The 25,328-nt window shown below is 69.6% G+C and carries 19 protein-coding genes and 5 pseudogenes; 8 read left to right on the top strand and 16 right to left on the bottom strand.

Annotation, left to right across the window (positions count from 1 at the left end; genetic code table 11):
• Positions 1-55 precede the first annotated feature (55 nt).
• A pseudogene (locus tag RNB18_RS30915) lies at positions 56-1,264 on the top strand (RNA-guided endonuclease InsQ/TnpB family protein).
• 26 nt (positions 1,265-1,290) lie between these two features.
• On the opposite strand, the gene RNB18_RS30910 reads toward RNB18_RS30915, so the two are convergent.
• The 3 genes and pseudogenes from RNB18_RS30910 to RNB18_RS30900 form a co-directional block, all read right to left on the bottom strand.
• A complete protein-coding gene (locus RNB18_RS30910) occupies positions 1,291-2,817 on the bottom strand; it encodes an alpha-N-arabinofuranosidase (RefSeq protein WP_311717410.1) in 1,527 nt (508 codons plus the stop codon).
• Positions 2,818-3,140: 323 nt separating this feature from the next.
• Positions 3,141-3,368, bottom strand: a complete 228-nt coding sequence (locus RNB18_RS30905; protein ID WP_311717569.1) for a hypothetical protein — start codon at positions 3,366-3,368, stop codon at positions 3,141-3,143.
• Positions 3,289-4,024: pseudogene (locus RNB18_RS30900) on the bottom strand (glycoside hydrolase family 3 N-terminal domain-containing protein); the annotation flags it as partial. The pseudogene RNB18_RS30900 and the gene RNB18_RS30905, both read right to left, overlap by 80 nt.
• A gap of 325 nt (positions 4,025-4,349) precedes the next feature.
• Here RNB18_RS30900 and RNB18_RS30895 point away from each other — a divergent pair.
• From RNB18_RS30895 to RNB18_RS53815, 3 genes and pseudogenes are all read left to right on the top strand, one after another.
• The gene (locus RNB18_RS30895; RefSeq protein ID WP_311717409.1) at positions 4,350-4,493 is read left to right on the top strand and encodes a ubiquinol-cytochrome c reductase iron-sulfur subunit N-terminal domain-containing protein; all 144 of its coding nucleotides are present in this window, start codon (positions 4,350-4,352) and stop codon (positions 4,491-4,493) included.
• Between the two features lie 360 nt (positions 4,494-4,853).
• On the top strand, positions 4,854-5,930 hold the full coding sequence (locus RNB18_RS30890) for a M48 family metalloprotease (RefSeq protein ID WP_311717408.1): 1,077 nt from the start codon (positions 4,854-4,856) through the stop codon (positions 5,928-5,930).
• A gap of 200 nt (positions 5,931-6,130) precedes the next feature.
• Positions 6,131-7,000: pseudogene (locus RNB18_RS53815) on the top strand (IS5 family transposase).
• 45 nt (positions 7,001-7,045) lie between these two features.
• Here the strand turns inward: RNB18_RS53815 and RNB18_RS30870 are convergent.
• From RNB18_RS30870 to RNB18_RS30815, 12 genes and pseudogenes are all read right to left on the bottom strand, one after another.
• Complete coding sequence (locus RNB18_RS30870; RefSeq protein WP_311717407.1) at positions 7,046-7,543, bottom strand: SRPBCC family protein; 498 nt, start codon at positions 7,541-7,543, stop codon at positions 7,046-7,048.
• A gap of 76 nt (positions 7,544-7,619) precedes the next feature.
• Positions 7,620-9,677: an ATP-binding protein gene (locus tag RNB18_RS30865; protein WP_311717406.1), complete on the bottom strand. Its 2,058-nt coding sequence runs from the start codon at positions 9,675-9,677 to the stop codon at positions 7,620-7,622.
• A 422-nt stretch (positions 9,678-10,099) separates the two neighbouring features.
• The gene (locus RNB18_RS30860; RefSeq protein ID WP_311717405.1) at positions 10,100-13,486 is read right to left on the bottom strand and encodes a S8 family peptidase; all 3,387 of its coding nucleotides are present in this window, start codon (positions 13,484-13,486) and stop codon (positions 10,100-10,102) included.
• Positions 13,486-14,550 (bottom strand): CU044_5270 family protein, encoded by a 1,065-nt coding sequence (locus RNB18_RS30855; protein ID WP_311717404.1) that lies wholly within the window; start codon positions 14,548-14,550, stop codon positions 13,486-13,488. Before RNB18_RS30855 ends, RNB18_RS30860 begins: the two co-directional genes overlap by 1 nt.
• Positions 14,547-15,179 (bottom strand): RNA polymerase sigma factor, encoded by a 633-nt coding sequence (locus RNB18_RS30850; protein WP_394817704.1) that lies wholly within the window; start codon positions 15,177-15,179, stop codon positions 14,547-14,549. Before RNB18_RS30850 ends, RNB18_RS30855 begins: the two co-directional genes overlap by 4 nt.
• A 471-nt stretch (positions 15,180-15,650) precedes the next feature.
• Positions 15,651-15,967 (bottom strand): annotated as a pseudogene (locus tag RNB18_RS30845) (transposase); the annotation flags it as partial.
• A 91-nt stretch (positions 15,968-16,058) separates the two neighbouring features.
• On the bottom strand, positions 16,059-16,958 hold the full coding sequence (locus RNB18_RS30840) for an alpha/beta fold hydrolase (protein ID WP_311717402.1): 900 nt from the start codon (positions 16,956-16,958) through the stop codon (positions 16,059-16,061).
• Positions 16,959-17,265: 307 nt separating this feature from the next.
• Positions 17,266-18,144 carry an LLM class flavin-dependent oxidoreductase gene (locus RNB18_RS30835; RefSeq protein ID WP_311717400.1) on the bottom strand — a complete coding sequence of 293 codons (879 nt, stop codon included), beginning with the start codon at positions 18,142-18,144 and terminating at the stop codon, positions 17,266-17,268.
• A gap of 381 nt (positions 18,145-18,525) precedes the next feature.
• The gene (locus tag RNB18_RS30830) at positions 18,526-19,026 is read right to left on the bottom strand and encodes a cupin domain-containing protein (RefSeq protein ID WP_311717399.1); all 501 of its coding nucleotides are present in this window, start codon (positions 19,024-19,026) and stop codon (positions 18,526-18,528) included.
• 252 nt (positions 19,027-19,278) lie between these two features.
• Positions 19,279-20,229 (bottom strand): alpha/beta hydrolase, encoded by a 951-nt coding sequence (locus RNB18_RS30825; RefSeq protein WP_311717397.1) that lies wholly within the window; start codon positions 20,227-20,229, stop codon positions 19,279-19,281.
• A 35-nt stretch (positions 20,230-20,264) separates the two neighbouring features.
• Positions 20,265-21,209, bottom strand: coding sequence for an NADP-dependent oxidoreductase (locus RNB18_RS30820; RefSeq protein WP_311717396.1), 945 nt, complete (start codon positions 21,207-21,209; stop codon positions 20,265-20,267).
• Between the two features lie 97 nt (positions 21,210-21,306).
• Positions 21,307-21,885, bottom strand: a complete 579-nt coding sequence (locus RNB18_RS30815) for an NAD(P)H-dependent oxidoreductase (RefSeq protein ID WP_311717395.1) — start codon at positions 21,883-21,885, stop codon at positions 21,307-21,309.
• A gap of 382 nt (positions 21,886-22,267) precedes the next feature.
• Between RNB18_RS30815 and RNB18_RS30810 the strand changes: the two genes are divergently transcribed.
• The 3 genes and pseudogenes from RNB18_RS30810 (at position 22,268) to RNB18_RS30800 (ending at position 23,626) form a co-directional block, all read left to right on the top strand.
• Positions 22,268-22,771, top strand: a complete 504-nt coding sequence (locus RNB18_RS30810; RefSeq protein ID WP_311717394.1) for a MarR family winged helix-turn-helix transcriptional regulator — start codon at positions 22,268-22,270, stop codon at positions 22,769-22,771.
• A gap of 90 nt (positions 22,772-22,861) precedes the next feature.
• Positions 22,862-23,314: pseudogene (gene tpg / locus RNB18_RS30805) on the top strand (telomere-protecting terminal protein Tpg); the annotation flags it as partial.
• A gap of 3 nt (positions 23,315-23,317) precedes the next feature.
• A complete protein-coding gene (locus tag RNB18_RS30800) occupies positions 23,318-23,626 on the top strand; it encodes a hypothetical protein (RefSeq protein WP_311717560.1) in 309 nt (102 codons plus the stop codon).
• Between the two features lie 147 nt (positions 23,627-23,773).
• On the opposite strand, the gene RNB18_RS30795 is transcribed toward RNB18_RS30800, so the two are convergent.
• Positions 23,774-24,763 (bottom strand): helix-turn-helix transcriptional regulator, encoded by a 990-nt coding sequence (locus RNB18_RS30795; RefSeq protein ID WP_311717393.1) that lies wholly within the window; start codon positions 24,761-24,763, stop codon positions 23,774-23,776.
• Positions 24,764-24,857: 94 nt separating this feature from the next.
• On the opposite strand from RNB18_RS30795, the gene RNB18_RS30790 reads away from it, so the two are divergent.
• Positions 24,858-25,256, top strand: a complete 399-nt coding sequence (locus tag RNB18_RS30790) for a VOC family protein (protein ID WP_311717392.1) — start codon at positions 24,858-24,860, stop codon at positions 25,254-25,256.
• Positions 25,257-25,328 lie beyond the last annotated feature (72 nt).

The raw sequence follows: 25,328 nt of genomic DNA, 5'->3' as shown, positions 1-25,328 counted from the left end.
CGCCGTCCACCGGCCGACACCCGCTGCCCGCACGGAAGTTGATAGGTTGTGAGGCGTGACGCGGCAGGTCAAGCGGGCGTTCAGGTACCGCTTTTACCCCACCGGCGAGCAGGCGGCTGAGCTGTCGCGCACGTTCGGCTGTGTCCGCCTCGTCTACAACAAGGCGCTCGAGGAGCGCACACGGGCCTGGTACGGCGAGCAGCGCCGGATCTCCTATGTGCAGTCCTCGGCCGCGTTGACGCAGTGGAAGAAGACCGAGGAACTGGCTTTTTTGGCGGAGGTGTCCTCGGTTCCGTTGCAGCAGGCGCTGCGCCATCTGCAGACGGCGTTCGGGAACTTCTTCGCCCAGCGTGCGAAGTACCCGCGCTACAAGTCCCGCAAGAAGTCCCGCGCGTCGGCCGAGTACACGCGTAGCGCCTTCACCTGGCGCGACGGACAGCTGACTTTGGCGAAGGTGACGCAGCCCTTGGACATCCGTTGGTCGCGTCCGCTGCCCGAGGGGACGGAGCCGACCACGGTGACGGTGTCCCGCGACCCGGCGGGACGCTGGTTCGTGTCCCTGCTGTGCGAGGACCACATCGCCCCGGACCCCGCCACCACGGCGGCGATCGGCCTGGACGCCGGGATCACCTCCCTGGTGACCCTGTCCACCGGGGAAAAGGTCACCAACCCGAAGCATGAGAAGCGGGACCGTGCCCGCCTGGCCCGCGCGCAGCGTGAGCTGTCGCGCAAGGCCAAGGGCTCGGCGAACCGGGAGAAAGCCCGCCGCAAAGTCGCCCGCGTGCATGCGCGGATCGCCGAAGCGGCGCCGTGACGTCCTGCACAAGCTGTCGGCTCGACTCGTCCGTGAGAACCAAACGGTCGTGATCGAAGACCTCACCGTCCGCAACCTGGTGAAGAACGGCACGCTCGCACGCGCCATCAGCGATGCTTCGTGGACGCAACTGCGCTCCCTGCTGGAGTACAAGTGCGCCTGGTACGGCGTGAACTCGTCGTGATCGACCGATGGTTCCCCAGCAGCAAGCTGTGCGGGAACTGCGGGTCGGTCGCGGCGAAGCTGCCGCTGAACGTCCGCGAATGGGCGTGCGTCTGCGGTGCGGTGCATGACCGCGACGTGAACGCGGCGCGCAACATTCTGGCCGCCGGGCTGGCGGCGTCTGCCTGTGGAGACGGTGTAAGACCTCAACGGGAGTCCTCCCGGACGGGGCCGTCGTCGCTGAAGCAGGAACCCCAGCGGGCGACCGCTGGAATCCCCCGCCTTTAGGCGGGAGAGGAAGTCAAGACGGCTCCTCAGTGCGCGCGGGCCACGGGGGCCTGGACGGTGACGAACGAGTGGGGAGGCAGCGTCAGAACGAGCCCCTGACCTGTTGGCTTCACGCCGTCGAACGGGCGCGGAACCACCGCCTCGGGCGAGTCCGGGGAGTTGTGGACCTGGAGTCTGTCCGCGGTCAGCAGACGAGCGGTCGGCTCGCCGACCGCTCCTCCGCGCAGGTCGAGTGTCACCTCGACCGGTTCCTCGGCGTCCAGATTGGACACTGAGATCAGCACCGCGCCGTCCTTGATGCTGGCCGAGGCGGACAGCGTGTCGAGCTCGGCATCCCCCACCCGGCGCCGGGCATCCTCGGTGCGCAGGTGCACGGCGAGTGAGGTGGCGTCCTGGTGGCCCTTGTTCATCTCGAAGACGTGGTAGGTGGGGGTGAGGACCAACGCGTCGCCGTCGGTGAGGATCATGGCCTGCAGGACGTTGACGGTCTGCGCGATGTTCGCCATGTACAGGCGTGCCGCGTGCTTGTGGAAGATGTCGAAGTGGGTGCTGGCCACCAGCGCGTCGCGCATGGTGTTCTGCTGGAACAGGAAGCCCGGGTTGGTACCCGGTTCCACGTCCCACCAGGTGCCCCACTCGTCCAGGACCAGGCCGACCTTCCGGCCCGGGTCGTAGATGTCCATGACGGTGGAGTGACCGGTGAGGATACGGTCGATCTGCTGTGCCGAGGCCATGGTGCGGTAGTAGCCCTCGGTGTCGAAGCCGGTGGCGCTGCCCTTCGACTCCCAGGTGCCGGTCATCGTGTAGTGGTGCACGGATATGGCCTGGAAGAACGTGCGCGGTGTGGCCACGCAGCCGAAGCAGTTGATCTGCTCCATCAGGGTGCGCGTCCACTTGTAGTCGTCGCCGGCCGCGCCCGAGGCGATGCGGTACAGCTTGTTGTCGCCGTGGTCGCGGCAGTACGTGGCGTACTGCCGGGCCAGATCTGCGGAGTACTCGGCGCGCATGTTGCCGCCACAGCCCCACGTCTCGTTGCCGATGCCCCAGAACTTCACTTGCCACGGCTGGTCGCGGCCGTTGGCCCTGCGCAGCCTGGCCATGGGGCTGTCGCCGTCGCGGGTCAGATACTCGACCCACTCGCTCATCTCCTGCACGGTGCCGGAGCCGACGTTGCCGCTGATGTAGGGCTCGGTGCCCAGGAGTTCACACAGCGCCATGAACTCGTGGGTGCCGAAGTGGTTGTTCTCTTCGACGTCGCCCCAGTGGGTGTTGACCATCCGGGGGCGCCGGTCGCGGGGGCCGATGCCGTCCTTCCAGTGGTACTCGTCGGCAAAACAGCCGCCGGGCCAGCGGAGGTTGGGGATGTTCAGGGCACGCAGCGCCTGGACGACGTCAAGGCGGATGCCGCCCTCGTTCGGGATCGTCGAGTCCTCCCCGACCCAGAAGCCGCCGTAGATGCAGCGGCCGAGGTGCTCGGCAAAGTGACCGTAGAGATGTCGGCTGATCGTCGGGCCCTCGATGTCGAGGTCGACGATGGCGGTAACGGTGGACATGGGGGCTCCAAGAGGCTCGGGAGAATTCTGTATCGGTAAGAGAGTTGGGGGGGTACCTGGAGGGGAGGCCGTCAAGAGACCGGGGTGAAGGGCGGCTGCGCACCTCCCCGTACGGAGCCTTCGAGACAGCTGTCGAGGAACTGGTGGACGCGACCGACCCGCTCGTTGCCGGTGTCAAAGGTGGGCGGTCGGCTCCGGCGTCGCCTGAGGAAGACGCCGGGGTCGGGCGCCGGCGGTTACAGAGCCGCGGCCTCCTCGGTGGTGAGGAAGCGGAGTTTGTGAACGTGCTCATTGGCGAACTTGGGCACGCCGTCCGAGGCCAGCTACCAGGCCGGCTTGCCCCCGCTGTCGCGGATGATCCGCCCGTTGACGACGAGGTTCTCGAATGTGACGTCCTTGCGGATGTCCTCGACGCGGATGTTGTCGCACCTGATGTCGCGGATGAGGTTGCCGTGGATGCCTATGTTGATCGGGGGGCCACGTCTGCCCAGAGGCTGCAGTTTCCTGGTCCGTCCAGGTCCGAAGGTGTTCCCGCAGGTACGGCGAGACATGGTTCGGCCGCCCGTTGACGAGGTTGTACGCGGGCATCACCCCGGCCACGGCGCCGGCCTCGACGGGGCGGCGGAAGGCGCGCATGTCGTACTCGTGGAGGACCCTCGGCCGTACCGAGGAGGACGAAGTCGACCTGTCCGTCTCGTTGTTGTGGGCCGGCCAGCGCTTGAGGACGGGGGCCGTCATCCAGTACGCCGGGTCGTCGCCGTGTAGGCCGCGGGTGTACGCCGTGGCGATCGCCGCCGTCAGGTGCGGGTCCTCGGCGTAGCCCTCCTCGTTCCTGCCCCACAGCGGGTGCCGCAGCAGACTGACCGTCGGCGCCCATACGTTGAGCCCCACCCGGTCGTCGCGTGCGCGCATCGCCCGCGTCTCTTGGGCGACGGCGTCGCCGACCCGGCGGAGGAGGCCGTCGTTCCGGGTCGCGCCGAGGCCGACCGCCTGCGGGAAGATCGTCGCCGGGCCCCATCCAGGCCACACCGTGCAGGGCCTCCTGTCCGGTGCGGAAGGCGGCGAGACCGAGACGGTCCACTGCGGGGGTGAACTGGTGCAGGAATGCGATGCGTTCGTCGAGTGTGAGGCAGGAGAGGAGGTCGTCGACGCGCTGGTCCAGGGCGGGGGTGGGGTCGCGGAAGAGGGGCGGCGAGCTTTCGGTCACGTACTCAGATCCCTTGAGGATGCGAAGCAGGAAGAAGACCTGGAGGCCGAGCTGGAGGTGGTGCGGGAGCAGATGAGTCGAGGTTCGAAGCGCTTCGATGTTCCGTCGCCCCGACCCAGACGTCAAGGCGTTCACCCAAGCTCACACAGACCCGCAGAAGACCCCGTCAACCTCCCACTCTCCAATGGTCTCAGGGAAAATTGACGCGAGCCTTGTGGCCCTACAGGTGGCCCCTTAACCTCGCTGCAATATCGAAGCGCTTCGAAGACTTGTACTCCTGCCCGCGCTGCTCGTTCCGCAGTGTCGCGCCACGAAGGGTTGAACAATGACGCCGAACTCGTCGCCGGTTCCCGGTCCCCGGGCCCCCAGCCGGAGAAGCTTTCTCGCCTCCGCCACTGTCGCCGCCGCGGCGGTCGGCGGTGGTGCCTCGTTCCTGACCGCCTGCGGAAGTTCCGACAGCGGTAAGTAGGTGTTTTTGATCCCTGGGCGTAAGGTGCGTGCGCCCTGGACGATCTCCGGTGGGGGGGCTGGCGGGAGGGGCCGGGAGTATTCAGTGCGGACATCAGCCATCGTCACAACGCGGTGGGCGAAGAGACCCGCCCCTGTCCCACCCTTCCCGGGCTTGACCCTGCACCCAATTGGCTGGGGAGGCTCAGATGTTGCTCAGACCGCTTGCTGGGGTCTCTGCCGCGATGGTCGGATCACCACGTGTTCGAGCGGCACCGGCCGCTCACCGCAAGGGGGACTCGTGGAACGTGACCGCCGAGGTCTGCCAGTAGGCGCTATGCACGTAAGAGCCAGGACGGCAGCCGCGTACGCCGTCGGCGGCATGGTCCATCTCATAACGGCCGCGCTGTTCATCGGCAGCGTGTTGCTGATTGTTTTCGGATTGAACACGGTTGTTCAGCCCATGATGGGCCTGGCGCTTCTGGGCCTGGCTCTTGCTCTGCGTCCGCGGATCGGACGGCTGAATCCCGACCTGCCCACCCTGCGAGAGGCAGACGCCCCGGCGTTGTTCGACTTGTTGGGCGGCATAGCCGACACGTGCGGAGTGCGGCCTCCCGAGACGGTCCAGCTCGCTGCGGAGTTCTCAGTCACCGTCACCCACTACGGGTTCTCCCGGAAGCGCTGCCTCGTTGTCGGCCTCCCGCTGTGGGCCGCCTACCCGCCCCAGCAACGCGTTGCTGCCGTAGCCCATGCGCTGGCCTATGCGGCTCCTCGCAACGCCCGTTCCCGTGCATTCGTCGCCATGGCCCTCGAGTCACTGGCCGCCGGGTCGGGGACCATGCGAACCAACGACACCGCGTACATCTCCTGGAATGCCAATCCTCTCGCCTTCGGTGCGGACCATGTGGCGGCCGGAGCACGGAACTTCAACATCCGGGGCAAGTTCAGCGAGTGGGTGCTGGTAATCCCGAGGGCTGCCATGTCCGCGACAGCGCGTCTGCTGCTCTGGCTCACGCTGCCGGCCAGTTGGAGCGCGCTGCTGGAGGCGGACGACGCTGCAGCCCGGACAGCGTCCAGCGAGGCCACCGTCGCCGCGCTGAACGACCAGGACCTTGCCCGCCCGGTCTGTGTAGAAACGCATCGCATGGTGATCGAGACGAAGACACTCGCCCCGAGACGATCCACCCGAGCCCCCCAGCAGGACTTCTGGGAGAAACTCGCCCGTCAAGCGGCACGTCTGCGTGAGCAACGGGGCGGTGACGCCACCCAAGATTCTCTCAATGCTTCGCGCGTGGCCAGGTTGAGCGCCGCGCCGAGGTGCCAGGCGGCGATCACTCTCGATGAGCCCGGCTTGACCCGTATCGCCGACGAGCTTCGCCGGCCCGAGAAGGCGGTGGTGGACAAGATCATGCGTGACGGCGTCGCTGAGAGGTCGTTTTCATCTCTAGTGCGGCGATAGCTCCGCTATTGCACCCGCCGATGAACTGGTGCGGGTGGGGCCGCCGAGGTGGTCTTGCTTCCTGAGGCGGATGGTGTGACCTCTGAGAGGTAAGTCCACTTGCGCCTGTCTCATTCCAGGGCGTCCGGATCTGTTCCGTGCTTCCGCCAGGCACGACACACGCCTGGGCGCACGCCCCCGGCCGGCGGTACGTCCAGGACATGGCCGACCGACGTGCGTATCCGAGTGATCTGTCCGATGCCCGCTGGGAGTTGATCGAGCCGGTCCTGTCCGCGTGGCGCTTCGAGCGCCGCGGCCGGGCCCTGGACTTCGGCCGGCCCCCCGAGCATGACCTGCGCGAGATCATGAACGCAATCCTCTACGTAGACCGCACCGGGGGTGCAGTGGCGCTACCTGCCGCACGACTTCCCGAACTGGAACACGGTCTACGGCTACTTCGCCAAATGGCAGTCCGACGGCATCTTCACCCAACTCAACGGCTTACTGCGGGAGTTGGTGCGTCAGCAGGAGGGCCGGAACGCGAACCCGTCGGCGTGCGTGATCGACGCACAGAGTGTCAAAACCTCCACCAGCGTCCCCGCCTCAAGTCAGGGCACGGACAACGCCAAGAAGATCGTGGGCAGGAAGCGCAGCATTGTGCCCGACACGCTCGGCCTCCTCCTCGCGGTGCTGGTCACCGCGGCCAGTGTCCAGGACTCCGTGGCCGGCACCCAACTGATCGACCACGTCGCCACCACTCACGCCTCGATCCGCAAGGTCTGGGTCGACGGCGGCTACCGCAAGCACTTCGTCGAGCACGCCGCCACCCTCGGCATCGACTTGGAAATCGTCCAACGCGCCCCGGGACCAGGGGCTTCACCCCGATCCCGAAGCGGTGGACGGTTGAGCGGACCTACGGCTGGCTGATGCTCCACCGCCGCCTGGCGCGAGACTACGAGACCCTCCCCGCCCGCTCCGAAGCCATGATCCACCTCGCCATGACCGACCTCATGGCCCGCCGACTCACCGGAGAGAACACCAACTCCTGGCGCGACCCGACATCACCAGACCAACTACGCATTCCGGGATGAAACAACGGGAGAAAACGACCTCTACGGCGGCGAAGCTCGGGTCGCTCACTCCTCCATGATGCCCTTGGGCGTTTCCTGCACCACGGTCACCATCCTGGTGAGTGCAGCGCGCATGTAGCGGATCCAGAGCTGCTTGAACGGTCCCGCGACGATCCAGCGGCGGCCTGGCAGCGGCCGGAAATCGTAGGTCCACCGGATCGACGTGCCGGTGCCATCGGGCAGGAACGACCACTCGCCGCGCACCCCGGAGGTCAGCTTGGCCAGCACGTTGGTGAAGCCACTCAGCTCGTAGGCGAACCCGTGCCCTTCCGCGATCTCGGTGAGCCGCTCGTCGGCCTTGGAGCCGTCGGTGAACCAGGTCTGGCGCGACGTCCCCGGCCGGTTCCAGGTGCCGGTCTGGTCGCGCACTTCCGCGACGCCGGGGAACGGTCCCCACGGCTTGAACACCTGGGCGAGGTCGATCGGCACGATGACCTCATAGGTGTGGGCGGGGCTGGACGTTGTACAGGCGAAGACGGTGATCGGGACACTCGTTTTGGTCATGCCACGAGCATCGCGGCAAGCGCCTGCCCGAGGCACACACCTGTGCTGCTCAACCGTGCTCAGCGCTGCCCACAGGTCACTCCCTCGGCAACTGGTGTGGCGGGGTCGGTGTGGGTGTCGTGGCCGGTTGTCGCAGCAGTTGTTCGGTGAGGCGTTCCTTGGCCAGGGCGAGGTGGCGCCGGTAGGTGCCGTAGGGCACCCCGAGTCGTCGGGCGGCGGCCCTGTGGGTGCGGGGGGCCGTGATGTACGTGGCGGTGAGGGCCTCGTGGGCTTTGACGCCCGCCGGGTCGATCTGTATCGCGTCGAGGGCGGTGGCGATGGCGCCGCGCAGGTCCGCGGCCGGGTCGGGTGAGCCCGGCGCCACGAGATGGGAATGCAGCAGGACGCTGGTCGCGAATTCGCGCGGGGTGTGCCAGGTGCGCAGCGCCTCGAGTACCCCTTCCTCGAACGCGGCGCGCGGCAGCTGGTCGCCCGGGCCCCTCGCGGGGGCGGTTGCAGGCCATGTCGCCAGGGGCGTGACCGCGGTGCGAGCCCGGTTTTGCACCCACTGTTCCATTGTCTGCCGTCGCCAGTCCCGGCCGAAGACGTGCTGTCGCAGGCCGCCGACGTCCACGGCCGCGACTTCCGGTATTCCGGCCTCGGCGAGGTAGCGTCCCCACCGGTCGGCGTCTTCGAAGACGGTGAAGGTCACCGCGCGTCCGTGGCTCCTCATCTCCTCGGCGAGGGTGCGCCGGCTGCTGAGTTCCATCAGGGGCGAGGGCCGCTGTCGCCCGCCGGGTTGCACCGCGAAGCGGCGGATGCCCAGGTGCTCGCCCGGTCCCAGGGGAGCGGCCGTCTCCACGAGGTCCCAGACCGCTGCGATCACCGGGTCCTCGGCGCGGTCCTCGGGCAGCGGTGCGTCCAGCCGCAGGATGGCCATGAACGAAACAGGTGTGGTGGAGCTCGTGTAGCGGTGGACGCGGAAGGCGTCCGGCTGACGGCGCAGCCAGTGCGCGACCGCGGCTGCCGATGCCGGGCCCTCGGCCTCCTCGGCCATGCGCAGCACGGCGGGCACGTCTTCGGGCCGGAGCGGAGCGTCCTCGATGTGGGGGTGCTTCCGGTGGTCGTACAGGTTGTCCGGGCGGTCGTGGTCGCGGAAGAGGAACATCCATTCCGCGACTCGTAAGAGCGCGTCGTCGGCGGTGGCGGAGCGTACGGCCTGCAGGCCGGCGAGCGAGATGCGGGCGCGGATGTCGTCGTAGCGCTCGGGGTCCCGCCAGCGCAGGTCGGCCTCGAGGGTCGCCCGCACCGCGTCGTGCGGGTGCAGCCCTTCGGGTGTGACCTCGATGTAGGGCAGTTGGCGCAGCCAGGGGAACACCGTATTGGTGTCCTCGTCACCCAGTACCGCGCGCAGCAGGGGCTCGCGGGTGACGTAGGCCTGCGCGACGACTTCGAGGGCGCGTCGGTGGAGGGCGCTGGGCAGGTCGCCGACCAGCCGCTCGACCAGGGTCGTCAGGGTGTCGCCGGTGGGGTACCACGGTGCGCCGGGTGCGGCCGGGGGCACGGAGGCGGCCAGGGAGAGGGCGAGCGGGCTGCCTCCGGCGAAGGCGACGAAGGCGCCGCGCTGCTCGGCGGGGACCCCCCGGGCGGCGAGCAGGGCGTCGGACTCGGCGGGATCGAGCGGCCGTACGGGCAGTGCGGTGAACAGTTGCGCCCACCCGGGGTCCAGCGACCATTCGGCGTCGGGGGCGGTCCTGCCGGCCACCACCACGATCGCCTGGTCGGCGAGCCGCAGCAGGAAGGTCTCGCGCAGCCACGTCTCGAGGGGCTGGCACTGTTCGAAGGTGTCGATGAGCAGCACCGTGCCGGGTTCGGAGCATGCCGGGGCGGCGGCCTCCTCGAGTCGGCGCGGATCGGTTTCGAGGAACCGTCCGTCCACGTGTACCACGAGGCGGCCGGCGAGTTCCGCCTGCCGGGCGGCGTAGCGCACGAGCGAGGACTTGCCGATGCCGCCGGGGCCGTGCAGGTAGGCGACGAGCGGAGCGTGCGCCGCTCCCGACAGCATCAGGTCGAGCACCGCCCGCTCCGGCTCCCTGCCCACCAGCGCTCCGGCACGTGCCGCGGTCAGCCGGTCCGCCAGGCCCCTCGCACCCAATCCGGGTTCCTCGCGGCCCACGCCTCGGTGCCGGGAGTCCAGCCCTACTGTGCGAGACGGCACGACGACCCATGGCGGAGGACGCGACGGGGACCCCGCTTCCTGTCCGTCCCTTCTGCCGGCCCCCCTGCCGTCCAGGCCTCCCAAAGGGCGGTCCTGACCGCTTCCTGCGCCTCCTGCGGTTCGGTCTCCTCGCCCGGAGCTTCCGCTCGTTCGTCCATGTCCATCTCTCCTTCGGTCTGTTCTTCTCCGGGCGTGAAGCCGCCGGTTCAGGGAGCGGGGTGCCTGCCGGCCAGTGACGTGACGATCAGTCCGGGGCCGCTCCCGCGAACCGGCGGCCACGGAGGCGACCGGCATGAACCGGTTCGCCGCACGCGGGTTGCAGGGAGCTGACGAGCATTTCGCGGGTTGCGCCCGGTGGGTCAGGTGAGGAGGTACGCCCTCAGGATCGTCGCCGAGTAGGTGTTGCCCCCGGTGTCGGTCAGGGTCGTCTTGAAGGAGACGGAGCGGGCCTTGGTCGGATGGGTGATGGCAAGGGTCTTCTTACCGTGGTCGGTGGTCACGCCGACGGCGGACCAGGTTGCTCCGGCGTCGTAGGAGACCTTCACCACCAGGGACTTCAGGTGCTTGGCGGCCGGGCCCTCGATGGAGAGCGGGACCGTTATGCGGCGGCCGGAGGCGGCCGTGCCGGTGGGGGTGAGGGTGGGATGGAAGCGGACGGTGGAGAGAGGGAGGGGGGTGGAGGCGCTCGGCTGCTGTGACGTGTGTTTCGAGGTGAAGGTCCAAGCCGCAGTGAGGCGGCTGGTGGTTGCGGCCACCGTGGCCGGGCGGGTCAGGTCCGTGCGGATCGTGTACCGGGTCGAGCCGGCCGGAAGGTCGTCGACCGTCTGGCAGAGGTCGCCGTCGTTGTCGAGGAGGGTGCTGCCGCCCGCCGTGACCGTCGTGTGCCGTGCGGCCATGGAGGACGCCGGGTGGCCGGCGCCGTCGGCCAGGTCGGGGACGCACAGGTCGAGCGTGTCACCGCTGCGCCACGCGCCGTACGCGCCGCCGACGAGCGGGCTGAAGACGCCCACGTTGTACGTCGACCCGTACGTCCGTCCCGCCCGGTAGGACACGGGGCTCTCCGCGCCGTAGAACACGTCGGTGTCGTCCCCGGAGGCGTTCTGCTGGCCGAGGCCGACCGTCCAGCGAAAGCCCTCCGGCGTGGTGACGTAGGTCTTCGCCGTCGCCGGAAGCGGGAACGGGGCGCTCACCGTGCCCAGCGACAGGGAGGGTCCGTGCCACATGGCGTTGACGATGCCCTTGCGGTGGGCGACGGAGGAGCCGAAGTGCCGCTTCAGCAGGGCGAGTTCGCTCATGCGTGCCGTGTGCCGATAGCCGGTGGGGAAGCGGTCGCGCAGGTTGTAGAGGAGGTTGTAGGTGGTGCTGCCCTTCTGCCACAGGCCGCCGAGCTGCGTGCTGAGCTTCCCGGGCGCGGCGGCCGGCCCCAGCGTCGCGGTGCGCAGATTCGTGAACGGGCCCCAGAACAGGGTCGTGTTGTGCGCCTGGCTTCCGGCGCCCACGCCGAAGTTGAGGAAGCCGTCCAGCATCTTCCCGCCACCCCTCGGCGGAGTGATTTCGACCGGTCTGGCTTTGCGGGCGTCGAAGGTGACCGTCGTGTTTCTGGTGATCGAGAGCTTCGGCCGGACGAGGGCCGTGGTGCCCTCGGCTCCGGTTCCGCCTTCGGCTGCGGACATCACCGTGTCGACGACATAGTCACCACGTGGGACGCGCACCTTGTAGACGCCCTTGGCGATCTGCTGCGAGTCGTTCAGTTCCGTGGTCCAGTAGTCGCCCGAGTGGCCGAAGATCTCGGTCAGCGGCGAGCTGACGGGTTTTCCGCCGCGGTCCAGGAACTTCAGGGTCAGATCGTGTGCCTCGGCCTCGCGTACGACGCCGAAAGCTGTCCGTACGGTCGTGTCGGCGCCCTGTCCGGTGGCGATGACCGCGCCCGAGTACGCGCCGTCCGCCGCCTCGGTGCGGGTGTCCGCGGTGAGGTCGACGCTCGCGGAGCCGCCCGCGGGGACGGTGAGTCGCGGGGCGCTGAGCCTGAACATGCCCTCAGGCGCGGTCTGCCCGGACGGGCCGGTCGCGGTGGCGGCGAGGTCCAGGGTGACCGGACCGTCGCCGTCGTTGCGGTAGGTGACGCGCCGGGTGAGCGGCTGGTCGTCAAAGTGGGGCCACCGCTGCTCGCCGAAGGACACCGAGGTCTGCTCGCTCACCACGGTCTGGGTGAGCGCCGGCGCCACGGCGACCCGGCCGGTTCCCTGCTGGTAGCCGGTCAGGCCGGCCGTCGGGACGGCGGAGGCGGTTAGTGCCTGCTTGATCCGCTGTCCCGTCCAGTCGGGGTGCCGCTGTGCCACGATCGCGGCGGCCCCCGCGACATGCGGCGTCGCCATCGACGTACCGGACATGGAGACGTAGCCGTCAGCCGCCGGGTCGCCCATTTCGCCGTGTGCCGCCTTCGCCGAGACGATGTCCACGCCCGGCGCGGTGAGGTCAGGCTTCAGCGCGCTGTCGGCGGTCGGGCCGGTGCTGGAAAGGCCGGCGATACGGTCCTTGCCGTCGACCGCGCCCACCGCGAGCGCCGACGTGGCCGTGCCCGGGGAGCTGAGAGTCCCGGGCCCTGGACCGTCGTTGCCCGCCGCGGCGACGGTGAGCATGCCGGTGCTCCTAGAGAGGGTGTTCACAGCCGTCTCGACCGGGTCGGCACCCGGGGTGTCGGTCTGGCCGAGGCTGAGGTTGGCCACCTTCGCGCCCTGCGCGGCGGCCCACTCCAGGCCGGCGATGACGCTGGAAGCGCTGCCCTCGCCGCTGTCGTCGAGCACCTTGGCGTTGAGGATCTCGGCGCCGGGCGCGACGCCCCTGTACAGACCGCCGGATCTGGCCCCCGAACCGGCCACGGTCGCCGCGACATGCGTGCCGTGGCCGCTGCGGTCGTCCGTGCTGCCGGTGCCGCTGAAGTCCTTCGACTCCGTGACCAGCGAGGCGAGGTCCGGGTGTGTGGTGTCGATGCCTGTGTCCAGGACGGCGACCTTGACGCCCTTGCCGTCGTACCCGGCGGCCCAGGCGCCGGGCGCGCCGATCTGTGTGACGTTGCCGCTGGCCTCCCCCTGCACCGCCCGTGCCGTGAACCGGCCGTCCAGCCAGACCCGGGCGACTCCCGAGGCGGTGGTAAGGGTCTTCCAGGCGTCGTCGGCCTCGGACTTGGGCACGGTGAGCGCGGCGCCGCCCAGGCTGGGCAGGTTCCGGCGTACGGTGACGTCCGCGTCCGCCACCAGCGACTTCTGCGTGTCCCTGCGCCGGGCGCCCGTCCCGTCGTACGACACGATCAGCGGGAGCGTGCCGCGCCGGGCGTCGTCGTATCCGGCGCGTATCAGGGCGCTGACGTCGAACAGCCGCTTGTCCAGGGTGCCTTGGCCGATGCGGGCGGCGGCGTCGGCCGGCACGACGTACTGCTCGCCGCCGAGGCGCCGGACGGACACCGGGACGGCCTCGCGTCCCGGCGCCTGCTGCACGCTGGTCACCCGGCCCCGGGCGTCCAGTCGGACCCGGTCCCCGGTGACCAGGGTGACGAACCGGGCCGGTGATCCGGCACCCGCCGCTGCGGCGGTTGACGCCCCCGCGGTCCGCGCGCCGAACTCGGAGGCGGTGTCAGTGTCCGCGGTGCGCAACCCGAGCCCCGTACCGGTGTCCGTCACCGAGACGCCCGTCATCACTCCCGCGACCAACAGGGCGGCCAGCGCCGCCGATGAGGATCCGATACGCATCAGCCCACCTGCCCCGGAACCTGCTTGCTGGCGTCGACGATGGCGCGCTGTGTGATCGCGCTGGTGAACGTGACGGTGCCGACCTTGAACGGGCTGTCCGCCACCTTCTTGACCACGACGTTGCGCTCGCCGAGGAACTGCAGGGTCTTCTTGTCGAAGATCCACTCGGTGCGCTCGCCGGCGTCGTCGTTCTGCCGGGCGATCGCCACCCCGTGACGGCCCACGGCGTCGACCGCGTCATCCACCGCCACGACCCCGGGGATCTTGGCCGCGGCCTTGTAGAGGGCGGCAGTGAGGTCGGCCGGCGGGTAGCTCTCGGTCAGCAGATCACCGATGGCGACGAAGGCCGCCTGGTCGCGGGGCACTTCGTGGTCCCGGACGGCGTCCGAGTCCCGGTAGATCCGCTGCAACAGCTGGGCAGGGTCGGTGGGCAGCTTTACCAAGGCGTTGTAGGCCGAGTCGATCGGGGTGTCGCTGGACAGGGTCATGCCCTTGTCGCTCGTCTCGCCCGCTTCGATCAGCCAGCCGTTCTTGCCGTCGGGGGACAACCAGACCCGACGGTCGTGCAGCTCCTGGCTGACGATCGTGGTCTTGTCGTCGACGGTCTTGGGATAGGTGCTCGCCACCTTCGAGGCGATGTAGATGAACTGGCCGTCGTGCACCGTGGGTCCGGAGGTGTCGGCGGCGGCAAGCGAGATGCGGTCGAGCAGTTGGGGGGCGCCCTTGGGATCGGCGGCGCCGATCCGGGTGGTCAGGGCGGGGCCGGTGGCCAGGTCGGCCGTGCCGCCGTCGCCGTTGCCGCCTGACAGGGCGACACCGGCGACGACCGCGCCGGCCAGGGCGAAGGCCCCGGCGGGCAACAGGATCGCGCGCCGCAGGAAGGGGTTGCGGCGCTGCGGGGTGACGGCCGGGGCGGCGGCGCGGAGGTCTTCGTGGATCTGGGCCATCATCTGCTCCTTGTGGAACTGGTGGCGGCCCGCCGGCAGATCCCGCTCGACGGAGGGCAGGAGTCCCTGGGTCTCCGTCCACTCAGCCGGGTGTGGCTGGGAGGGGCTGGCGTTCATCGGTTTCCTTCCTGTGCGGACCGGATCACGTATCCGCGATCACCTGTTATCTGCCGGTTCGCGGTGGTGGGTTCCCGTTTTTTTCTGAGCAGTTCCGCGTCGGCGAGCTTGCGGAGCTTGCCGCGGGCGCGGGAGAGCCGGGAACGGACGGTGCCGACGGGGACGCCGAGGGCGCGGGCGGCCTCGGAGTACTCCATGCCCTCCCACAGGCACAGCGTCAGGACCTCGCGTTCGGGGCGCTTGAGCAGACTGAGCGCGGTGAGCGTGGCGGCGATCCGACGCCGGTCGTCAAGCCGTCCGGCGGTCTCCTCGGCGTGGTCCTCGACCTGCTCCTCGGCGGCGCCCGCGGCTGCCGCCGCCTCGGCCGCGTTCCGGTAGCGCCGGTTGCTGCGGTACTGGGAGCGGGCGACGTTGGTCGCGATGCCCAGCAGCCACGGCCGCAGCGAGCCTCCGTCGGCCTCGACCGACGCACGACGCCGCCACGCCTCCATGAACGTGGTCGACATGACGTCCTCGGCCGCGGACCAGTCGGCGGTCAGCCGGAAAGCATGGTTGTACACCGCACGGGCGTATGCGTCGAAAAGTTCCGCGAAGGCGTCCGGATCTCCAGTTCGCACCCGGGTTCGCATATCTGTGGTCACGTCTTGAACTGACTGCGAGTGCGAGCGAGTTCCCGTGTCCTACGTCACACCGGTCCCGGGAGTCACCTCCGCACCAAGGAAGCGGCCAATCCGCACACCACTATCAAGCCGGGACACCGCGCGGATCAGGACGACGTCTCGGACGACCCGACCCGGCCCGGCCCCGGCAGCCGGCTCGACGGTGACGACACGGTCGTACCCCAGGCCACGCCGCACGACTCGCCGCGCAGGCTGTTCGGCGTGGACCGATCCGGGCCTGATGGCGAATCGCCGCAAACGGAAGAGAGGTTGTCTCACTTGGCGAGACGACGGTAGCCAACCAGGGTGCAGGCGATGGCTGTGAAGGCGGTGAATTCTGTGGCAGCCGCCGAGCCACGCCTTGGTCCGCTCTATCGTCCGAGCAGTGTCGGCCTCCTGCAGAGGGGCCAGGGCCTGTCCGTTCGGCAAGGAGGGAATCGCACGGGGCACCCTCACCTCGACCGGGCCGAAGTCGGTCACACGGTCTTCGCTCGGGTGCCGTTGCGGCTGTTGCCGTTGTTCTTCCCGGTCGGGTCGTGCTTCTCGTAGCCGGCGTGGTCGGTGATCTCGCCCTCCAGGGCGGACTCCAGTACCCGCTTGGTCAGCTGCTGCACCAGCCCGCCCTCGCCGGTCAGCTGCAGGCCCTCGTTCCGGGCCCGGTCCACCAGCATCGCAGCGAGTTGCCCGTCCGACACCGCACTCGACGGTGCCTGAACCACCTGCTCGGCCTGCTCGTTCTCCACGGCGGTCTCCGTCATCAGACGTGTCTCCTTGACCATCGGATCCGCCGTTGATCAGACACTCCTGCAGTCACGGCAAGCACCGTTGCAGTACCGGCGGTGTGTCTCGTCAGACGCGCCCGGCGGGTCGGGGTGGGGCGGACAGGAACGGGAGAAGCTCATGGGCGAAGGCATCGGGACGTTCCTCCGGCACGAAGTGACCACTGGCCGCAATCACCGCCCCGGTCAGCCTCGTCGCGACAGTGTCCAGACTGTCGGCGAGTCGGGCGCCTGTGCCGTACTCACCGCCGACGGCGAGTACAGGCATGGGAAGAATTCCTCCGGCTTCGTGCCAGGCCCGGTTGACGCGGCCGTCCTCAAGGAGGGTGCGGTAGTGCGCGAAACCGGCGCGCAGTGCCTCGTACCCGCGGTAGGAGGAGGCGACGGTGGCGACCTCTTCCTGCGGGAAAGTCCCAGGTACCGCGGACAACCAGTCGAACCACCAGGTAAGGAATTCGCTCTCCCGACCTCCGATGAGCAGCTCGGGCAGTTCTTCGGTCATGAAGAGGCCGAAGTGGAACAGCCCCCCGGAGGCCACGTCCATGGCCTGCTCCAAGCCGAAACCGGGCACGGCGAGTTCGACCAGGACGAGGCGTTCGACCTCCGCGGGGTGGCGGCGGGCGTAGGCGAAGGCCACCATGCCACCGATGTCGTGCCCGACGACGCGCACGCCGCCGTGGATGCCGAGCTGTGCGAGGAGTTCGCGCATGTCCTCGGCCTGTGTGTCCTTGTCGTATCCGCTCGGGGGACGGTCGGAGGCACCCGTGCCGCGCAGATCGGGCGCGACGACGCGGTATCCGTGCGCGGCGAGGGCCGGCATGAGGTGTCGCCAGGCCCGCCATGTCTGGGGCCAGCCGTGCAGCAGGAGTACCGGTGCACCGGACCCGCCGACCACGGCGTGCAGCCGGGTTCCGTTCGCCGTGACGGTGATGCTCTCGAATCCGTCGGGCAGGGGCGTGTCGTCGCTCATGGGATCACCTGGGGCTGGGTCGAAGAGTGAGGGCCGCCGGAGCGGGCGGCGAGCTCGGCCAGTACCTGTACCTGGTCGGTAGAGGTGACGCGGGCTCCGGTGCGCTCGACGACGCGGCGGATGCGGGCATCGTTGGATGGTCGGCGTTGTTGAGGGCGGGGCGGACAGGGGCAGTTCAGCGCGCCGCCCTTGTGGCCAGCGAGAAGCACGACGCTGCTCTGGGGAAGGAAGGACTGTGACGGGTAACAGCCGGCGCCGTTGTGCCAGGGGTGCTGACCGGCCCAAGCGCCCGGAGGGCACGGAGTGGTCAGGTCTTCCGTGCGAGGGCTTCACGGACCGCGGGTACGACTTCGGCGGCGAACGCGCTGATCTGTCGGGTGTGGTCTCGGTCGGGCCAGATGACGAAACCGTTCATCCCGACGGTGCGCACGAGCGCGACAAGGTGCTCGGCCCACTGGGCGGCGGGCCCCTGGAACGGGCCGGCCGACTCCGGTTGGATGACACCGGCGATGTTGTAGACCCGGCGGATCGTGTCCGGATCGCGGCCCGCCGCCAGGGCTGCGTCGTCGATGCGGCGGACAGCCGTGGGCAGTGCGTCGAGTCCGAGGTAGGCATGGGAGGGAAGCCAACCGTCTGCCTTCGCACCGGTCAGAGCCAGCATGCGAGGTCCGTACGAGCCCAGCCACAGCCCCAGACCGGGGCTCGGCGCCGGACCGGGGTGGACGCCGGCGAGCGCGTAGTGCGCGCCGTGCGTCCGCACACTGCGCTCGCCACTCCACATGGCCCGGATGACGGTGATCGCCTCTTCAGGTGCGTCGACGGCCTCTCTTGGCGTGCGACGGGAGCCGCCCATGGCCTCGACGGCTTCCCAGAAGGCGCCGGCACCCAGGCCGAGCTGGACCCGGGAGCCGGTCAGTCTGTCCAAGGTCGCCACAGCCTTCGCCAGCACGGCAGGCGGACGTAACGGAAGGGAGCCGACCGTCGGGACGAGCGTGACATTTCGCGTCCGCGCGGCCAGGAAGGTGAGCAGTGTCCAGGTGTCGTCGAACGCCGCTTGGTACGGGTGGTCCTGGATGGGGAGAAGGTCAAGGCCGAGACTGTCGATGAGTAGTGCCTGCTCGCTGGAGCGGCCGACGGGGAGGGAATATGGCTCTACGTTTGCGCCGAACAGGACAGGGAGGGGCATGGAAGCCTCCTGAGCGACCGGCGCTTGCTCGACGTCGGCCGCCGTCTCGGGAGCGGGAAAGGACACTGGTCCGCCGTCGCCTCGGAGGCAGCGCCTTCGAGACCGGCCGGCAGCCAGGGCCGGCGGCTGTTCGGCAGGGGCGCTCGGGTCCGTGAGCGGTTCACGGCCAAGGCGGATCATGTGGCGCTGCTCTTTGTGGCTGGCGTGGTCGGTGCCGTCGAGTGCGAAGTGGCGCAGGGCGGTGAACTGGGCGTCGATACGGTTGAGCCAGGAACTGTTGGTCGGGTGTAGGCGATGGACCCCGAACCATCTGGTCCTGCTGCTCAGCTCAGCGGGGAACCTCACCCTGCCGACCGGTGCCGGGTTTGCCGGCCCTGCGAGTCACAGGAATTCGCTCCGGTAGGTCGGGGCCAGCTCGGCCGCGCGGCGGCGGCGCTCCGCGAGCTCGTTCTCCGACAGGTGGGGTGGCGGCGCGTCCTTGCCCGCGACGACATCGCCGATGCGCGTGAAGTACTCGTCCTGGCCGGCGGGGGTGCACATGCACAGCATGCGGGCCGGCGCACCCGAAGCGTTGCGGAAGTTGTGCGGGGCGTTGGCCGGGATGTTGACCGTGGACCCGGCCCGTACGGTGTGCTTCTCGCCGCGGAAAGTGAACTCGATCTCGCCCTCGAGGACGGTGAACATCTCCTCGAAGTCGTGCCGGTGCGGCGGCGGGCCGCCGCCGTCGGGGACGCGCATGTCGATCAGGCAGTACCGGCCGTCGGTCTGCTCGCCGGTGACCAGCATGGCGTACGTGTTGCCCACCAGAGAGATGTACGTCGTGCCGGGATCGTCGGGGTCCGCCACGGTCAGTGAGCGGGACAGGTCGTCGTCGGGGATCATCTGGGTCGTCTCCTTCAGAGGTCAGTCAGGTGAGGATCAGGTGCCGGGCGGGTCGAATGGAGTCCGGCAGTCTCCCGGCCGTAGATGCGCATGCTGCGCGAAGTGGGATTCCGGCCCGGCCGCGCGGTGCTTCAGTGTGTTCGTGCCGGTGTCCGAGGGACTCCATCGCGGCGGGCAACGGGGTGCGGGCCACCTGTGTGGAACGCCTGCATACCCCTCCTGCGGCATGGGGTGAGCGCGCTCGGTGGCGGCTCAGATGGATTTGAGGACTCGGATGCGGTCGGCGATGGCGCGGCGGGCGACGTCGGAGGTGAAGGCGATGGAGTCGAACTCGTGCGGGGCGCCGGGGTGCAGGTGGAATTCGACCGGCACGCCGGCGCGACTGAGTTTGGTGGCGTACGCGGTGTCTTCGTCGCGGAAGACGTCGAGCTGTCCGACCTCGATGTAGGCCGGCGGCAGGCCGGTGGCGTCCTCGAGCCTGGCCGGGGCCGCCGTGGCCGGGACGTCGGGCCCGCCGGCGGCCTCGCCGAGCAGGGCGGGCCATGCGGTGAGGCTGTCGTCGTAGGACCACAGCGCATAGGGGGCGATGTGCGGGTCGGGGGTGGTGGTGCGGTCGTCGAGCATCGGCATGATGAGGATCTGGCGGGCGATCTGCGGGCCTCCGCGTTCGCGTGCGAGGATCGTCAGGGCTGCGGCCATGCCGCCGCCGGCGCTGTCGCCCATCACGCCGATCCGGTCGGGGTCGACGCCGAGTTCGGCGGCGTGTGCGTGCAGCCAGCGCAGTGCGGTGTGGGCGTCCTCGAGCGGGGTCGGGAAGGGGTGCTCGGGGGCGCGCCGGTACTCGACCGACAGCATCGGCACGCCGCTGGCGGAGACGTAGCGGGAGACCGGGCCGTCGAACAGGTCGATGTGGCCGAAGATGTATCCGCCGCCGTGGAAGAACAGCACGGCCGGGCCCGGCGCCGCGCCGTCCTTGGTGTACCAGCGCATGGTGATTTGCGCGCCGTCGCCGGCGGTCGTGTGGTGCTCGCTGGCCTTCACGTCGTCCGGGATCGGCTGGGCCGTTCCCGCGGCGCCGATGATCGGCTCCCACATGGCGCGCCGTGCCGCGATGTCGCCTACGGCCGGTGGTGTGGCGTCCGCCATCGCGCCGGCCATCGGGGCCAGCGCCTGGGCGATTTCGGGGTCGAGACTGAGTGCCATGGTCGTTTCCTTTCGGGGGAGGTCGGCGTCAGTCGTCAGGCGGCGGGCGCGACGACGATGACCTTGCCGTGCACCGCCCCTTCGGTGGCCCGGGCGTGGAGCGCCGGGAGTTCGGCCAGCGGTACCCGCTCGGCGACGTCGACGCGCAGCTCGCCGCGGTCGGTCAGCGCTACCAGTTGGGCCAGTTGGTCGGCGTCGCTGCGGACGAACAGGTCGATGCCGCGCACGTCGCGCTCCTCGTCGCTGGGGGCGGGCATCCACACCGTGGTGTTCACGACGACCCCACCGGAACGGACCAGGGTGACCAGCGAGGCCAGTTCGTCCGGGGCGACCGGTGCGAGGTTGAGTGCGAGGTCGACCGGTTCGGTCACCGCTGCGGTCACGCTGATGGTGGTGTGGTCGATGACTTCGTCGGCGCCGGCCGATGTGACCGCCTCGCTGCTGCGCGGGCCGGCTGTGGCGATGACGTGGGCGCCGGCGTTCTTGGCCAGCTGCACGGCGTAGCCGCCGACCGCTCCGCCGGCTCCGTTGATCAGGACGCGTTGCCCGGCCGTGATCTTGGCGTGGTCGAAGAGCGCCTGGTACGCGGTCAGGCCCACCAGCGGCAGCGCGGCGGCGTCGGCCAGGGGGACGCTCTTGGGGGCCGGGGTCAGGACGTCGGCCGGCGCGAGGACGTACTGCGCGGCGGCTCCGGTGCCGTCCATCGGCAGGAAGCCGATGACGTCGTCGCCGACCGCGATGCCCTCGACGCCCTCGCCCACCGCGTCGATGGTGCCGGCGACGTCGATGCCGGGCGTGTGCGGCAGCTGCACCGGTATGGGGCCTTGCATGAAGCCACCGCGGATGTTGCCGTCGACGGGGTTGAACGATGTCGCGGCGACGCGGATGCGGACCTGCCCGGCCCCGGGGACGGGCTGCTCCACGTCCTCGTAACGGAGGACGTCGGGGGCGCCGTACTCGTGGAAACGCACTGCCTTCATTTCGGTTCTCACCTTCACTGCGATCGACGTTGCTTCGAATTCGAAGCAACTGTTGATGACGGTACCTCTACTTCGAATTCGAAGCAAGTGTTGTGGGTTACTGCCGGTGCGAGCGCATCGCCGCGGCGAGTTCGACGGCGGCTCGGCCGATGCAGGCGCGCAGCCGCGCCGCGTCGCTGAGCGCCGTGGCCTGCCAGTCGGCGGGGCCTGCGATGACGACCGTGGGCACGGGGTCGGCGTGCACGTCGGTCAGGCGCCTGCGCATCACCTGTGTGATGTCGGGTGGCTGCTGCCGGTCGGAACTGCTGTTAAGCGCCAGCAGCACCGGCATGCCAGAGAGGACTCCGGGCCCGAGGACGGCGAGGAACGAGTCGAACACCTCACTCGGGCATGCGGCGAGCACCGGGGTCGCCACCACCAGCCCGTCCGCTGTCACGACCGCCGCGATCGCCTCCCGCAGGTCGAGGCTGGCGCGGCCCTGGGCGGAGTGCTGGGCGAGGTCGGCCGTCAGCCGGTGCAGCTCCAGCACCTCCACCTCGGCGCGCGCACCCCCGGCTGCCAGTGACCGGCACACGGCCTCCGCGACCAGGTCCGCGAGCAGGCGGGTCGGGCGCCCGTAGCCGACGCCGGCGCACAGGACGGCCAGGGACACCGGGCTCCACGCGGCGGTGCTCATCCCGGCATCGTGTTCATGGCTTCTGCGCTGCGGCCGGGCTGTCGTGCCGTCACCGGGAGGGCCGAGTGCGACGTTGCGCAAGGTAGGGGATGCTCATGGCGGGTCCTCGGGATACGTGGGCGGCGGCGCCGTCCTTCGACTCGTAACCCTGCGCCGCGCCACTGCCCGATCTCCATGTTCTGCGGTGCTCAGTCGGGCCCAACACCGCCCACACCGTGTGCTCGCGAGGTCACGACACGGGCCGGGAGATCCTCGCGTCCGCCCGACCCACCGGCCCGGGATGGCACCGGAGTTCGAGGAGGAGTTCACTTTCAGCTCCGTCTGCGGTGGTCGGAACGGCACCACGCCACACTCTTCGAATTCGAAGCAGTAGACTTCGGTCATGCCTGATTCACCGCCGTCGCTCGAACCCGTGCAGCTCGGCGCCTACTTCGACCTCATCGAGGTGACCAGCCTGCTCCGGCACGCGGTGGAGCAGCAGCTGCGCGAAGCCGGCGATCTCAGCTATGTGCAGTTCCAGCTGCTGGCCCGCCTCGGAGACTCTCCGTCGGGCAGTCACCGCATGACCGACCTGGCCGACGGCGTCGTCTACAGCCGCAGCGGCCTGACCTACCAGGTGGATCTGCTCCAGAAGGAGGGCCTGGTCGTCCGCGCTCCCTCGCCGGACGACGAACGGAGCATCACCGTCACCCTCACCGACGCCGGACGTGAGCTGCTCGCGAAGGTGCTGCCAGGGCATGTCGAGGTGGTCAGCGGCCTGCTGTTCAAGCCGCTTTCGCGCGACGACGTCGAAGCTCTCGCCGGCCTGCTGGCGCCGGTGCGCGACCACATGCGCTCGATGCCGTCCCGCTCGGCCGCGCCGCGCCGCCGCAAAGGCGGAGCATAAGGACTCGACCCAGACCACGCAGTAGGGACACGACACGTCCCGCTCGACGCCGGGCCAAGGGGAAGCGACGAGCCACGCCGAGGACAAGGGCTGTGGCGTAGCGCCCGGACGACGTCGAGTCGGTGCTACAAGGCGTTCACCCGCCCCATCCCCAAGTCAGCCGGCGCGCAGATGCGTACCCGGTCAAGCAGCTCAAAGGCACCCGCGCCGTCGCCGACGCCCTCGGCATGTCGCAGCCCACCGTGGAGCGGTACGTGAAAGACCAGATCCGCCGGCCCCGCGCCGACCTCGCGCAGCGCCTGGAGGACGCCGTCCGCGCGCGCTGGCAGCTCCGCATCAGGGCCGAAGCCAGGAAGCAGGCCGCCACCAGCACGGCCTGGTCGTCGACACCCGCGCCCGCTTCGGCTTCACCGCGGCCCCCGGCACCACCGATGACGCCCGCATCCGGCACCTGACCATCGCCCTGCCCCGCAATACGCGGCCCGCCTCTTCGACGCCCAGGAAGCCGGCGCGAGCGAGCAGCAGCTGCGCGACATCGCCGCCGCCGTGGTGCCCGGCGCCCGGGCCGTGCTGCGCCGCCTGGTCGAAGTGGGCGGCACCGCCTCCTACGAGGAGATCCAGGACCACTTCGCCGTGCACCCCGAGACACCGATCGACCCGAAGCGGATCGGCGGCACACTCACCAGCATCCGCGCCGTACGGCGCCGGGTCGGCTTCGACAACCGGTCCAACCTCCTGGAGCGGGACGACCGCAGGCGCATCTACTGGATCGAGCCCGCCCTCCTGGAGGGCCTCAAGCGCGCCTTCGACTTTGCCGACGCCCGCCCCGACCTGCTGCGCCAGGAGCCAGCCTGACGCCTGAGCGAGGTTCGAGCCCAGACCGGACCGTCTTTTCCGCGCTGCCGAGCTCCAGGGCGCGCGGCGGCACACCTGCTCAGTGCGGCCTTCGCCGCCGAACGCCGAAGGACTGCTGTGCCATCTCATGACGTTGGTTCCTCGTGGTCAGGCTTGGCGGGCGTAGGACGCAAGGCGATCGGCGAGCGCGGTGACGAGGTCGCGCAGTTCATCGGGGCGCTCGATGACGAACGGCCGGTCGAGTGAGGCGAGTACTGGAGGCAACCAGTCGAGCCGCTCCGCCCGCAGCTCGACGCGCAGCCAGCGCTCGGTCGCCCGGTCCTGGCCGGCCGCGGGCTCGTGCTCCTCCAGGCTCGCGACACTGGCGGGAAGGTGGGCGCGGATCTGCTCAGCTGTCCCGTGGATCCGCAAGATCACCTCATGCCGGTACTCGGCCGTGGCGAACCCTGACAACACGCGCTGTGCCGGACCGGGACCCTCGGGCGCTTCGAATGAGCCGGGCAGGGTCCGCGCGTCTGCGATGCGATCGAGCCGGAAGGTTCGGTCCTCGCCGATCCGGGCGTCCTTGCCCGTGACGTACCACCGGCCCTCATGGGCGACGATCCCGTACGCGTGCAGCGTGCGTTCGCTGCGCCGTCCGTCGCGGTCGGTGTAGCGGATCGAGACCGGTCTGCGGTGGCGCACCGCATCGGCGAGGGTGAGCAGGACCCCAGCGTCCGGGGTGTCGAACTCGCCGAGCTGATCCGTGAAGGCGAGAGCCTCCAGAAGTGTGTCGAGCCGACGGGCGATGTGCTTGGGCAGCACCCGCCGGATCTTCGCCGATGCCGTCTCACTTGCCGTGTGCTCCGTCGTCGTCAGCCCTGCCCGGCGGCCGGCGACCAGGCCGAGCAGCACGGCCAGCGCCTCGTCGTCGCTGAGCATGAGCGGAGGCAAGCGGTACCCGGGAGCGAGCCGGTACCCGCCGTAGCGACCGCGCACCGATTCCACGGGCACATCCAGGTCGATCAGCTGGTCCACATACCGCCGCACGGTGCGCCCTTCGACGCCGAGCCGGTCGGCGAGTTCGGCCACCGTCCGGGTGCCGCCCGACTGCAGCAACTCCAGGAGTGTCAGCACGCGGGCAGTGGGTCGGGACATGTGCACAAACCTAACGCGAATACAGGACCGATTCTGTCCCCTATTTCTCCTAGCCTGCGACGTGCACGCCTCCAGCACAGCCAAGGAGATCCCCATGGACTTCGTCTCGATCCGCATCATCACCAGCGACGTGGCGCGCCTCGTCGAGTTCTATGAGCGAGCCACAGGGGCGCGGGCGACGTGGGCCACCGAAGACTTCGCCGAACTCAACACCGCGGGCGCCACCCTCGCGATCGCCGGCACCCGCACCGTCCCGCTGTTCGCCCCGGGCTCTGCCCGCCCGGCGGACAACCACAGCGTGATCACCGAGTTCCTCGTCGACGACGTGGACCGCGTTCACCAGAACCTGACCGGCTTCGTCACCGACTTCGTCAACGAGCCCACCATGATGCCCTGGGGCAACCGGTCGCTGCTGTTCCGTGACCCCGACGGCAACCTCGTCAACTTCTTCACCCCCGTCACCCCAGCGGCCATCGAGAAGTTCGCACGCTGACGCTACGCAAAGCCGCTCACGCGGGAGCCCTGAGATCCCAGGGCTCCCGATGAACGCGGCCGCCGAGTCCAG

The organism is Streptomyces doebereineriae (assembly GCF_031845645.1).
Lineage (GTDB): Bacteria > Actinomycetota > Actinomycetes > Streptomycetales > Streptomycetaceae > Streptomyces > Streptomyces canus.
The sequence above is the reverse complement of the archived record's forward strand: the minus strand, read 5'-3'. Positions and strand labels throughout refer to the sequence as shown.

Bases quoted from the DNA above. Each gene is read 5' to 3' on its own strand.
- RNB18_RS30910 (WP_311717410.1), bottom strand. From the start codon at position 2,817: ATGTCCACCGTTACCGCCATCGTCGACCTCGACATCGAGGGCCCGACG.
- RNB18_RS30905 (WP_311717569.1), bottom strand. From the start codon at position 3,368: ATGTCTCGCCGTACCTGCGGGAACACCTTCGGACCTGGACGGACCAGG.
- RNB18_RS30895 (WP_311717409.1), top strand. From the start codon at position 4,350: ATGACGCCGAACTCGTCGCCGGTTCCCGGTCCCCGGGCCCCCAGCCGG.
- RNB18_RS30890 (WP_311717408.1), top strand. From the start codon at position 4,854: ATGGTCCATCTCATAACGGCCGCGCTGTTCATCGGCAGCGTGTTGCTG.
- RNB18_RS30870 (WP_311717407.1), bottom strand. From the start codon at position 7,543: ATGACCAAAACGAGTGTCCCGATCACCGTCTTCGCCTGTACAACGTCC.
- RNB18_RS30860 (WP_311717405.1), bottom strand. From the start codon at position 13,486: ATGCGTATCGGATCCTCATCGGCGGCGCTGGCCGCCCTGTTGGTCGCG.
- RNB18_RS30855 (WP_311717404.1), bottom strand. From the start codon at position 14,550: ATGAACGCCAGCCCCTCCCAGCCACACCCGGCTGAGTGGACGGAGACC.
- RNB18_RS30850 (WP_394817704.1), bottom strand. From the start codon at position 15,179: ATGCGAACCCGGGTGCGAACTGGAGATCCGGACGCCTTCGCGGAACTT.
- RNB18_RS30840 (WP_311717402.1), bottom strand. From the start codon at position 16,958: ATGAGCGACGACACGCCCCTGCCCGACGGATTCGAGAGCATCACCGTC.
- RNB18_RS30835 (WP_311717400.1), bottom strand. From the start codon at position 18,144: ATGCCCCTCCCTGTCCTGTTCGGCGCAAACGTAGAGCCATATTCCCTC.
- RNB18_RS30830 (WP_311717399.1), bottom strand. From the start codon at position 19,026: ATGATCCCCGACGACGACCTGTCCCGCTCACTGACCGTGGCGGACCCC.
- RNB18_RS30825 (WP_311717397.1), bottom strand. From the start codon at position 20,229: ATGGCACTCAGTCTCGACCCCGAAATCGCCCAGGCGCTGGCCCCGATG.
- RNB18_RS30820 (WP_311717396.1), bottom strand. From the start codon at position 21,209: ATGAAGGCAGTGCGTTTCCACGAGTACGGCGCCCCCGACGTCCTCCGT.
- RNB18_RS30815 (WP_311717395.1), bottom strand. From the start codon at position 21,885: ATGAGCACCGCCGCGTGGAGCCCGGTGTCCCTGGCCGTCCTGTGCGCC.
- RNB18_RS30810 (WP_311717394.1), top strand. From the start codon at position 22,268: ATGCCTGATTCACCGCCGTCGCTCGAACCCGTGCAGCTCGGCGCCTAC.
- RNB18_RS30795 (WP_311717393.1), bottom strand. From the start codon at position 24,763: ATGTCCCGACCCACTGCCCGCGTGCTGACACTCCTGGAGTTGCTGCAG.
- RNB18_RS30790 (WP_311717392.1), top strand. From the start codon at position 24,858: ATGGACTTCGTCTCGATCCGCATCATCACCAGCGACGTGGCGCGCCTC.